Genomic DNA, 11,648 nt, shown 5'->3' on the forward strand with positions numbered 1-11,648 from the left:
CAAGCCGCCCAAGTGATCACAGACCCTTCGCGGCGAAAGCTGTCCGAAGGTCCGGCCCCCTGACAGGGTCACGCATGTGGCGTCCTTGAAGTTCCCGGAAGCAATCCTTGGTCCCGTCTTCAGGCCGGCCAGAGGAAGGCGCCTTTCAAACGGAACGCCACCTGTCGTCATCACGGATCGAACCCCTGACGCGGGGCGGCCGTGATGTATGCGGGCAAAGCCCTGTGACATGACACGCGGGCTGGGGAAAGGACGGGCGCCGGGGACGTCAGCCGTGGACTGCCGCCGGGTCGGAAGGCAGATGGTCAAGAGTGCAGCCACGCGCCAAGGACGGCTGAGCCAACCTGCGCGCGGACCTCATCGCGCACGAGGCCGGAATGGACCAAGCCGCAAACCAGCCTCGGTGCTTGGGGACGGGGTCGAGTCATCCCGAAAAATCGCGGTCACTCCCGGGCAGAAGAAGAAGAGGCCCCGTTGCGAACCGCCAATCCCGCGCAAAGCAACCACAAGCCTGTGGAGGTCTCCGGACTGCGAACCCACCGAAAGAAAGCCGTCAAACCCTGTGTGAAACCCGCGAAACCGCAGATCACCACTGACAAGGGATTTTTCGTTTTCAATGGAAGAAGTGGTGCCCAGAGCCGGAATCGAACCAGCGACACGCGGATTTTCAATCCGCTGATCAATATGTTCGGCACTCCTTGCAGACTGGGGCTGATTTGGCATATAGTATTGAAATAGCGTGATAAAGACGCGCTCCCATTCGTGCATCCGGGGTCATCCCAGGGCAACAGGGTGCAACTTCTAGCGCGCGAAATGTTGTCCATATGTTGTCCAGGACCCGTCCGTGACCGAAAAGAAGCTGACCCTCAACGACCTCACGCTCAGGAAGCTCAAGCCGACCGGGGAGCGGTTCTTCATCGCCGATGACAGCGTGCAGGGGCTGCGTGCCCGTGTCTCGGCGCAAGGGGAGGCGGTCTTTGTCTTCAGCGGACGTGGCGCGGACTCGCGCTCCGTCACGGTCACCCTTGGTCGCTATCCCGATCTGTCCTTGAAGGCCGCGCGAGAGGAGGCGCTGCGACAGAGGCTTGCCCTGAAGTCAGGTGTCGACGTCAATGCGAAGAAGCGCCAACTCCGGGAGACGGCCAAGGCCACCGCAGAGGTCGTGACGCTTGAGGCCCTGGTCATCGAATACGAGCAGAAGTTCGCGCCCAGCAAGAAGACCTGGCAGCCCCGTGGTCCGAAATCCACGAAGGGAGAGGCGCGCATGGCCATCGAGCGCGTCTTTGCAGGTCTCTTGGCCAAGGATGTGACAAAGCTGACCGAGGAGGATTTCGCCAAGGTGACGTCGAGCTACAAGCGCGTGAAGTCCGACGGCACCAAGCTCACGGCCAATGGCCAGGTGTCGCGAGCAAGGGCCTACCTGGGGCCGGTTCTCGATTGGGCCGCCGGGCGCAAGGGGTTCGCCAAGCTCGGGGCCTCGCGCGTGCCCCGGATCGCCGTGGCCAACTTGGAGCAGGTCCATGACCCGGCCCTTGACGATCCGACCATCACGGGCAAGCGCGACCGTATCCTGACCGAGGTCGAGCTCCGCGCGATCGTTCCGTTCTTGGTCTGGCCTGCGCCCGACCTCGGCGACCTGCGCATCCCGCCTGACCAGGATTTCCGCCCCATCGCCATGAGGTTCACGCTCCTGACCGCTGCGCGCCTCGAAGAGGTGTGTTCGATGCAATGGGGCCACTTCGACCGCCAGAACAAGGTCTGGTTCAAGCCCTCGGTGAAGACGACCAGGGGCACGGCCCGAAGCCAGCACCTGCCCCTGTCCGATGCGGCCGTCGATGTTCTGCGCAGCCTCCCCGGGTGGACGACGGCTGGGCCTCGGGACCTGGTTTTCCCGAACGCGACCGGGCAGGGCGCCCTGGGCAACTGGGACCGCTTCCAGAAGAAGCTGGACATCGCCTCGGGCACGTCGGGCTGGCACCGCCATGACCTGAGGAGAACGGCCGCCTCGATCATGCATGCGATGAAGGTTCCGGCCTCCGTCATCGCTCAGATCATGGCCCATGCCGAACCGCTGAAACACGCAGGCGTCGGAGGCGCCACCGGGCACTATATCCAGCTGACCCGCGTCCTGACCAACCAACGCGACCCGCAGGAGGAGGCTTTGGACAAGCTGGCAGAGGCATTGGAGCAGATTGCGTCCGTCTGAGGCGCATCCATTGTGTCGGAGACGCAACGGATCAGGTCCGGCTGTTATCTCCATCGGAGAAGCCATTGAACTTCAACGCGGAATAATAGACCTTCAGCAATATTCAGAAGGAGGCGTTCTTGTCCGAAATTGAAGTCACAGGCAGTTTTATCAGGGATGGCGTTCTGGAGGCCGCGTCTTGGTTGGCTGCGGAATATGTTCCCGGCATCGTTGTCCTGCTGATTGGCGCCGCGCTGATCCTAGTTTGCCTTCTCAGCTATAAGACGTTCCTCTCAAGACGCCAGGCAATCGGTTGGTTGCGCCGTCAAATGCAAGCCCAATCCGAAATCGGAATGGCCACGGCGCGAGAGACGATCTCTGCCGAATTCGCCAAGCGCAAGTCCAGCCGGGAAATCGAAAGCCTCAAGTCGGCCTGGGACGAATTCAACGAAACCCTGATAGTCGATGACAAGGTCTCCCCTCCCGTCATGCGGAACTCTGTCCGCCCTTCGGCTTTCTTCAACCTGGAAGACCTCCATTTCGGCCCGGGTTTCTTCCGGATCCTGCCGGGGATCTTCGTCTCTGTCGGTCTGGCGCTGACCTTCCTTGGCCTGATTGCCGCCCTGCACAGAATGGCCAGCAAGGCGCATATCGACGAAGAAACCATGCGCGACCTGCTGACCATTGCGTCGGCCAAGTTCATCATGTCGCTTTGTGGTCTGGTCTGTTCGATCGCCTTGCAGCTGTGGCTGAGGCTCTGGATGGGCAAGCTGGATCACGACCTGCACCAGCTTTGCCGCGATCTTGAACAGCGACTGACTTATCTGAGCCTCGAGGAACTCGGACAAAGGCAACTGGACGCGATCATCGAAAGCCGCGAGCATCAGCGGCGCCTGGCGACCGAGATGGTCGCGGAATTGGGGCGTCCCTTGCGCGAAGAGCTGCCCTTGGCGATTGCATCGTCGATCTCGTCGGCCATGCAGCCTTTGCTGGATCAGGTCAGCCGTCAGGGCACCGACAGCATGGGGACCATGGCGGCGGACCTGTCGCGGCAACTGACTTCCGGCATCGGCGGCGCCCTCGCTCAGGCCGCCGAACGCATGGGGCAGGCAGGCGACCGGCTCGGGTCTTTGGCCGACCGGATGGATCAGTCCTCGGGCCGCATGGGCAGCGAGATGGAGCAGGTGGTGGCCCGCGTCGGTCAGGCGGTCGACGACCTGCGCAAGACGATGACCGACAGCGCCCAGTCGGCATCGGGTGCTTTTGCCGCCGGAACGGACCAGATCCTTGGCGCGATGAACCGCACACTGGAGAGCATCCGCGACAATACCGGCGAAGGCGCAAGGGCGATCTCGGCGGCTGCTGCCGAAATGCGGGACGCGGCGCTGGCGATGCGCCTGGAAATGGAGGGCGCGGCGAAATCCGGTGCTCAGGCGGCAAAGGACATGATCTCGGCGGCCGGAACCGGGGCAGGGGAAGCCATCGACGGGGCCAGTCGCCAGGTGCTGGAGGGGTTCTCCAAGGCCGGGGCCGAAATCGCCCGCCTCGGGGCGGCGTTGTCCGACACGGCTTCGCGCCAACTTTTGGACCCTTTCACCGCCATGACGGACGAGCTGGACGGGCTGGTGAAGCTGATCGGACAGGGCTCGGGCGAGATGCGCCGAGCGGCGGAGGCGGTCCGCGATGGCGCCAGCGCCGGTGCAGAGGCCGCGACCTCGTTCCGGGGCGCGTCGCAGGACCTGATCCAGGCGGCGGGCCCGGTCCGCAGCACGCAAGAACGTATCGAGACTTCGCTGCGCAGCTTGGCCGAAGCCACCCAGGGCGCGGTTGCCACCGTCACCCAGTCGTCGCGGACCACGGCGGAACAGGCGACGCTGGCGCTGACGGCTGCGCGTGAAACCATCTCGGCCGAACGCCGGGGGATCGAGGCCAGCCTCGCCGCCGTGCAAGAGATGCTGGCGCGGATGCGGGGCCAGGGCGACAGGCTGGACACGATCGACACCAAGCTCGGCAAGGCGTTCGACCTCTACACAGGTCAGACCGAGAACGCGATGCAGTCGATCCGCGCCCATGTCTCGCGCATGGCCGACGAGATGAACCAAGCGCTTTCCACCCTGAATGCCATCGTCGAGGGGTTGCAGGAATTCCAGCCCCAGCAAAGGCGTAGCTGATGCGCGCCCATGTCCGCCGCCGCAGTCCTGACGAAGAGGAGGAATCCGTCTTCGTCTCGATGACCGACATGACGATCAGCTTCCTGTTCATCGTCATGATCCTGCTGGCCTTCTTCGCAAGCCAATACAACCCGACCCAATCCGTGCCGCGACCGGAATACGACCGGGTGGTGACCGAACGAGACCAGGCCCAGGCCGACCTGCAGGTCCAGGCCGAGATCGTCGAAAAGCTGCGCAAGGCGCTGGCTCAGGCGCTTCAGGCCCGTGATGCTTCCGAGCTTGCCTTGTCAAGGGCCAAGGCCGATCAGGCCAAGCTGGTGCAGGCCAACGACGCCAAGGATGTCCTGATCAAGGCGCTGGAACTTCAGATATTTGATGCTCAGGCCAAGATCGCGTCTCAGACCGCCGCGCTTGCGGCGGCCCGTGAACATGAACAATTCCAAAGCGAGGAAATCGCCCGCATGCGGGCCGAGATCGAACGTCTGACCGCGCCCGATCCGCTGGAGAATTACATCAACCTCAGCCTTCAGGAGCGCCGCCACCTGCTGGAGCGCCTGCGCGCCGATATTCTGCACGACTTCCCCGACATCGGCGTCGAGATCAGCGAACAGTTCGACGCGCTGCGGTTTCAGGGTGACGGGTTGTTCCGCAGCGGCTCGGCCACCCTGCGCCCGGATCGGGTGGATTTCGTCCGTTCGGTGGCCGCGCGCCTGCAATCGGTGTTGCCCTGCTACACCCTGGGTCCCGAGGCCGCTTGGGATGCCACCTGTAACGCCTCCCATGCCGTGATCGAGGCCGTTCAGATCGAGGGCCATACCGATGCCGATGGGGGTGACATCACCAACTTGCAGCTCTCGACCGCCCGGGCCAATGCGACCTTCGTGACGATGCTCGAAGCCGCCTCGGGCCTGACCGGGCACCTTAACCTGAAGGACCAGCCTGTCATGTCAGTGGCCGGTTATGGCGAAATGCGCCCCGTGGCCATGAATGACACGCCCGAGGGCAAAGCCTCCAACCGCCGGATCGACCTGCGCATCATCATGTATGTCCCCAACACCGTGGCCGAGATCGACCAGATCCGCGCGAAGCTGGAGGCACGATGAGCGAGGACATCCCCCTGTCCGAACGCCTGACAGCGCCGCGCGCCCTGAACGTCCTGCCGCCCCCATCGCTAGAGCGGATGGAGCGCACGGTCCGCGCGATCCTCGACCGTTTCGACCGTCCGAAGAAGGGGATCGAACAGGACGCCGAGAAGCTTTTTGCCGACTTGGCTCGCCGTATCCGCGAGGATGATTGGCACAAGGTTCCAATGAACCATGTGGTTCGGGTAGCGGACCTCTTGTTCTCCCAGCGTTTCCGGGATCGTCTGGACTGGGCCCCCCTGCGCACCTTCCTCCTGGACGAGGTCCGCGCTTCGACCAAACACGGGTTCCTGAACCCGATGCTGCGGATTTACCTCGACAGTTTCGTGCCGGGGGCGACACACAGCCGGGCCTTGGCGGCAGCCTTGATGATCGCCAGACCCGTCTTGCAACAGGGCCGGTGGGGCCGCCTGATCGGCTCCTTGCCGGATCTGTTCAATTCCGACACCGCTGCCAGAGACCTTGCCGCCCGCATGATCACCATGGCCGAGCCCTGGGAGGGCCTTCGTGAGCTGGGCCTGCGCCAACCCCATGGCCCGGGGCTGATGGACGCCGCACATCTGGAATATCTGAAGCTCCTGGGCCCGCGCCTGAACGAGCGTCTGATGATCGACACGCTTTTGAGCTGGCTGAAGCCTGCGGGCCAACCTGCCCGTGCCGTGGGGTCTGGTGAAGCCATCATGGCCCTCCTGCGCCCCTGGATGCAAAAGACGCCCCCAAAGGACTTGCAAGCCCATCTGATCGACCAGATTGCCGATCTATACGGCCATCCCAAGGTGAACCGGCAAGCCGCCTGGAACCAGGTGGACCCCGCTATCGAAGCGGTCTTCTTGCGCTGGATCACCGGGGCCGACATCCGGTTTCTCTTCAAGACCCTCGCCGAGGTCGAGCGCAACCACATGTGGGCCGACCGCGAGGATTTCTGGTGGACGCTATACGAACAGGGCCGGATCAAAGAGGTTTGGATTGCCTTCAATGAAGCCGGATACCGGGCTGCAGTTGCCAAACTTCCTGAAGGGGGACGCAATGGTGTCAAACGTTTTGGGAGACAGATTGGCGAGAGGGACAAATCTCTATTGATCATGGACGTCGGTGGCAAGATCATTGTTGAGGGAACTTTCAACTTCAAAGTGCATGTCTTCGAAAAATCGGCATTGAAGACACCGAGGCTTTATGAATCAAGGTATGATGTTTCCGATATTCGGAACCTACCGGGTTCGGAAACCAAAATGCATCATGGCGACTGGCAATCTTGGGTGAGGCATCGGATATGATCTTCACCTTCGCCCTCACCGCCACCTCCGTCACCCTCCGCCCCGAGGCGCCGAGCGGCCTTCTGTCTCGCCTGATCGCCCGTCGCGCCCCCGACCTTGACCACCTGCCCGAAGCCGAGCGGCCCCTGGCGGTGGCAATGGCAGACCTGCGCAGCCTTGCGGAAGAAACCGGCGAATCGTTGGAGATCGCCGATCACATCACCCTCTCCCACCGCCTTGCCGCCCGAGTGGATGCCGAAACCGCCAGAGCCATCGGACTGCCCGGACTGACCGACCTGACGCTTTCCACAGATGCCGAGGGGCTGGTCGGCACCCCGGGCTTCCGCCTCTCCGCCATCTGGAGCCGGAGCGGCCAGCGTCGCACCCCCGCGCGCACCGGTGCCTTCTTGCAGACCGATCGTGGATGGCAGCGCCTGCCGCTCTGGATGCTCGAGGCCGTCGAGATTGCCGAAGGCCACAAGGGCCAGGGCCGCGATGATGCGGATTGGGAGGCGCTGGCCCGCTTTCGTCAGGCCATCGACCCCGCCGCCGGAACGGTCGCCCGCAACAAGGTCGGCCAGCTGGTGATGACCGGCTTCCTGTCCGGCCTTCAGGTCTCGCTCGCCGACCGTTTCGCCATTTCGCCCGATGCCGAGGGCGAGACTTTCGAGGTCGTCCCCTTCTCGGGCCGCAGCCTGGCAGACGCGCCCGAGGGTGAAATCACTGAGACCATGGGCAGCCTCATCGACGATGACCTCAGCCTCTTCCGCAACCGTCTTGCGCAACGCGGCGCCTTGAACGCCTACCGCCTTGGCTCCGGCCGCTATCTGGTCGTGGACCGGGGGGCCGCACCGGCGCTGAAGGTCATGGCCGAGATGCAGCGGGCCGCCCCAGAGGTCCGCCGCGCCTTCATCCGCAACCCGCGCGCCCGGATCACCTTGGCGGTAGAGGCGGCGTTGGATGCCTCGGGTGCCCTGGACAACCTGAGCGACGCTGGACGTGAAGAGGCGGTTGAGAAGGCCGCCGGGCCGATCCTGATCGAGACTGTCGAATATCAGGCCTTCTCGGGCCGGGTTACCGGTGTGGGCGTCTATGAGGGCAATCCGCTGGGGACCATCTCTTCCAGCGGTATGACCTGGCTGCCCGAGATATTCAACGCGACCCTGGCCGGGGCGCTGCGCTCCGCACCGCTGGACCGCCTTGAGGCGCTGCGGGATCAAATCCTGCGCGCGATGACCGAGGGACAGCAAACGGTTGCCTTCGACACTCTGCAGGTGCCCGCCACTCCTGCAAGCCAACAAGAGGTCGAGGCGCTGATTTCGGTGAAGACCCCCTTGTCGGATGACCCCGCCGACGCAGCCGAGGACGACGACCAAACCGCCCCGATCATCCTGCAAACCGCCGACAATTTCGAGACCCTCGCCTGGAGGCCCGAGCGCGGACCGCGAGTGACGACCCTGTCAACTCAAGTTCTTGGCTCGATCCGCACGGCGATGAAACCGCATCAAAAGGAAAGCCTGACTTGGCAGGTCGAGGCCTGGAAAGCGGGCCTGCCGGGCGTTCTGAACGCCGACGAACAGGGCCTTGGGAAGACCTTGCAGACCATCGCCTTCCTCGTCTGGCTGAACGAGCACATGAAGACGACGCCCCAGGGGCGCGGCCCGATCCTTGTGGTTGCGCCCACCTCACTTCTGGAAAACTGGGAAAACGAGGTCTCCCGCCATGTCGAGATGCCGGGCCTTGGCCACCTGATCCGGCTTTACGGCAGCGCGACCCGGGCGCGCAAGGCCGCTGGGACCTCGGGGTTCGACACTGATCAGGGCCTGCCAACGCTGGATTTCACCGACCTGGAAAAGGCAATACAGACCGGGGCGGGTCATCTGACCTGGGTTCTGACCACCTACACGACTCTGACCAACTACCAGCACAGCCTGCAGAAAATCCGCTTCGCCGCCGTGGTCTTCGACGAGATACAGGCGGTGAAGAACCCCGGGTCTTTGCGGGCCTTCGCAGCGCGCTCGGTCAATGCTGAGTTCCGCATCGGCCTGACCGGAACGCCCATCGAGAACGAGACCTCGGACCTTTGGGCCATCATGGACCAATTGGCCCCAGGCGCGCTTGGCACGCTGCGCGATTTCCGGTCGCGCTATGGTGAGCCAGACGAGCGGCTGATGGCCGAACTGCATGGCCGCGTCTTCCATCCGCAGGGCGACTTGCCGCCCCTTTCGCTGCGCCGTCTGAAGGATCAGGTCGCCCGCGATCTGCCGCCCAAGACCCGCTACCTTCACCCCCGCCTGATGCCCGCTGTCCAGTCTGCCGCCTATGAGGTAGCGCGGCGCAAACTGGCCGAGGGCGGGATGGGGGCGGTCCTCAAGATGCTGCACCACATTCGCAGCGTCTCGGTCCATCCGGGATTTGACGGACTGCAAGAGGGCGACTTCATCAGTGCGTCGGCCCGCTTGCAGGCGGTCTTCGACATCCTGCGCCGCATCCGCGCCAGGAATGAACGGGCCTTGGTCTTCATCGAGCACCTGAAGGTGCAGCATCGCTTTGCCGAGGCAATCCGGCGGGAATTCAATCTGTCCAAGGTCGACATCATCAACGGCGAGACCCCGATCCCCAAGCGGCAAGCCATCGTCGACCGCTTTCAGCGCCATCTGGACAAGGACGGAGGCTTTGACTTGTTGATCCTCGGGCCCCGTGCGGCGGGGACTGGACTGACCCTGACGGCGGCAACCCATGTGATCCATCTTTCGCGTTGGTGGAACCCTGCGGTCGAGGAGCAATGCAACGACCGCGTTCACCGTCTTGGCCAGACCAGGCCTGTGACCGTTCATGTGCCCCTGGCCATCCATCCCGACTATGGCGCGCAAAGCTTTGACCTGGTGCTGCAAAGCCTGATGAACCGCAAACGGCGCCTCGCCCAGCAAACCCTTTGGCCGATGGGCGACGATCAGGGCGATGTGGCCGCCCTGCAAGCCATGTTGGGACAAGAGGCCGCAAGGCCGAAGGGCGATGTGCTGACCGACAGCATGGCGACCCTGTTCCTGCGCGACGGGCTGCCCATGGGAAAGCCCGACGCGGAAGGTGCCTGGGTGATCGGTTAGCGCAGCTCCGGGATGGGCTCGGATGGTGTGGGGAAGGTCAGACCGTTGACCCGAGGCCAGAAAGATGCGCCCTTCGCGACCTCCGAGAATTGCCGACCACCGCCGTAGTCCACGAAGGCTTGGTTCACCTTGGCCGCCCAATCCCAAAGCAGGTTGCGGAAGGGGGCCGAGATGCCCTGCCTTTGCCAGACCTGCTCGAAATCGACCCGGCCCTCGTAGCGCGCCGCGAAGGCCGCAATCGTGTAGGTCGTCACGCTGACCATGCCCTGGGTGAAGATGTGTTTGGCATCCCGGCGTGAGATCATTTCCTGCAAGGCCTTGAAGATGATCACCTTGGCGATCATCTGCCGATACCATTTGGCATCCAGCGGCGTGGGCACATTGGAAGTGCCCTCCTCCAGAGCCAGAACGAATTGCTCGTAGTTTTTCTCGTTGCCCAGGGCGACCTGAACCGGCTTGACCGCCCAAGCCTCATGGACACGCGCGATGTCATTCTTGGTCAGCCGCCGTTTGGTCGGGATGGCATCCTTCAGCTTCTTTTGCTGGGCCGGCGTGCCCGCCCGCAACAGCAGGACCTGATAGGCCCCCCCCGCACGCTCATAGAACCAGCGGCCGACACCATCGGGGCACCAGGTCTCATTCGCCAGTTTCTCTAGCTGCCGATGGAAGGGCTTGTTGGACGAAAGGTCCGACGTCTTCACGGCATTCTGGCTGTTGGCGAAATTGGAGATCTTGGAGATCAGATCCTCGCGCCTGTCGGTGTCTTCGCCCTTCAGGATGATGATCTTGGCCGGAACCATGACATGCGAGAGGTCCAGCGCCTTGTTCTGGCGGCTGGAGAAATAGATCGACGAGGTCGTTTGCCCGCCATTGACGATCTGCAACCCCTTGATGAAGGAAAGCCCCAGGCCAAGTTCGGTCTGGCTGAAGTCCGCTCGGTCGCAGACGATCACCAGGCCGTTGTTATAGGCGAGGAAATGACCGGGCTCCTTCACCAGGGTCTCGGCAATGCCCTTGTTCACCTTCTTGCCCGCGCCAAGGAAAGTGCGGATGTTGGCCTCCAGAAGCTGCGCGTTGAACTTTTCGTAAAGCGCCCGCAGGACCTCGGCGGGGATGGCGGTCAGGGCATAGTCGTAGTCGGCCGTCGGGTCAGGCACATAAACGCAGGGCAGGGCGCGGCCGATGGATTGCTCGAAGCTGATCGCGATCTCGTCGCGCGGCTTGCCTTCCGAATGGCGGAAGACACGTTCGATATCCATGGCCTCGATGCCGATCAGGCGACCCTGAACCTCTTGGCGCGGGAACTGCTTCGTCTTGGTTTGCCCATCGGTGACGACGAAAATCCGCACCTGGTCAAGGTCGTTCCAGCGTTTTTGGATCAACTGAACAAGGTCAAAAATCTCGGAGGACCTTTCGACCATGCCGCCGAGCTTGCCATTGGCCGAGTTCAGCAGAAAATTCACCGCTTGCTTGGCTGTGTTGACGATCGGCGTATCCACGAGCGGCGTGATCTCTTCGGTCCCGCAATAATGCGTCACGAAGATGTCCAGCACGGTTTCATCGACCGATAGCGCATGTCCTGTGATGCGCAGGTTTGCATTGCCCACCTTGCCGGTCCAATGACAGACGGTCGGCGTGTCACAAATGCCGGAAGCATTGACATGCTCCATCACCATTTCGGCGAAGACCAGTTCCTCGGTCGGGAAAGCCCCTTCGTCGGAGTTCACCCTTTCATTGACCTCGGCCAGAACGGTGGCGCGAAAGCTGCGGTGAAACTCTGCAATATCCAT

Annotated in this window: 6 protein-coding genes; 5 read left to right on the forward strand and 1 reads right to left on the reverse strand. The window is 62.9% G+C overall.

The window, feature by feature from the left end; all coding sequences use genetic code 11:
* The first annotated feature begins 844 nt into the window (after positions 1–844).
* From NX862_RS04600 to NX862_RS04620, 5 genes are all read left to right on the forward strand, one after another.
* Positions 845–2,206 carry a tyrosine-type recombinase/integrase gene (locus tag NX862_RS04600; RefSeq protein WP_264492684.1) on the forward strand — a complete coding sequence of 454 codons (1,362 nt, stop codon included), beginning with the start codon at positions 845–847 and terminating at the stop codon, positions 2,204–2,206.
* 308 nt (positions 2,207–2,514) lie between these two features.
* The gene (locus tag NX862_RS04605) at positions 2,515–4,356 is read left to right on the forward strand and encodes a hypothetical protein (RefSeq protein WP_264492685.1); all 1,842 of its coding nucleotides are present in this window, start codon (positions 2,515–2,517) and stop codon (positions 4,354–4,356) included.
* Positions 4,356–5,459, forward strand: coding sequence for an OmpA family protein (locus NX862_RS04610; RefSeq protein WP_264492686.1), 1,104 nt, complete (start codon positions 4,356–4,358; stop codon positions 5,457–5,459). The genes NX862_RS04605 and NX862_RS04610 overlap by 1 nt, the downstream gene beginning before the upstream one ends.
* On the forward strand, positions 5,456–6,772 hold the full coding sequence (locus NX862_RS04615) for an EH signature domain-containing protein (RefSeq protein ID WP_264492687.1): 1,317 nt from the start codon (positions 5,456–5,458) through the stop codon (positions 6,770–6,772). The genes NX862_RS04610 and NX862_RS04615 overlap by 4 nt, the downstream gene beginning before the upstream one ends.
* Positions 6,769–9,858 (forward strand): DEAD/DEAH box helicase, encoded by a 3,090-nt coding sequence (locus NX862_RS04620; RefSeq protein WP_264492688.1) that lies wholly within the window; start codon positions 6,769–6,771, stop codon positions 9,856–9,858. The genes NX862_RS04615 and NX862_RS04620 overlap by 4 nt, the downstream gene beginning before the upstream one ends.
* Here NX862_RS04620 and NX862_RS04625 read toward each other — a convergent pair.
* The gene (locus tag NX862_RS04625; protein WP_264492689.1) at positions 9,855–11,648 is read right to left on the reverse strand and encodes an AIPR family protein; all 1,794 of its coding nucleotides are present in this window, start codon (positions 11,646–11,648) and stop codon (positions 9,855–9,857) included. The two genes, NX862_RS04620 and NX862_RS04625, sit on opposite strands and share 4 nt — an antisense overlap.

Source organism: Stagnihabitans lacustris (genome assembly GCF_025950525.1).
Classification (GTDB): domain Bacteria; phylum Pseudomonadota; class Alphaproteobacteria; order Rhodobacterales; family Rhodobacteraceae; genus Stagnihabitans.

What these genes read in the sequence shown, in the direction of transcription:
- NX862_RS04615 (WP_264492687.1), top strand. Translation starts at nt 5,456, where the DNA reads ATGAGCGAGGACATCCCCCTGTCCGAACGCCTGACAGCGCCGCGCGCC.
- NX862_RS04625 (WP_264492689.1), bottom strand. Translation starts at nt 11,648, where the DNA reads ATGGATATTGCAGAGTTTCACCGCAGCTTTCGCGCCACCGTTCTGGCC.
- NX862_RS04620 (WP_264492688.1), top strand. Translation starts at nt 6,769, where the DNA reads ATGATCTTCACCTTCGCCCTCACCGCCACCTCCGTCACCCTCCGCCCC.
- NX862_RS04610 (WP_264492686.1), top strand. Translation starts at nt 4,356, where the DNA reads ATGCGCGCCCATGTCCGCCGCCGCAGTCCTGACGAAGAGGAGGAATCC.
- NX862_RS04605 (WP_264492685.1), top strand. Translation starts at nt 2,515, where the DNA reads ATGCAAGCCCAATCCGAAATCGGAATGGCCACGGCGCGAGAGACGATC.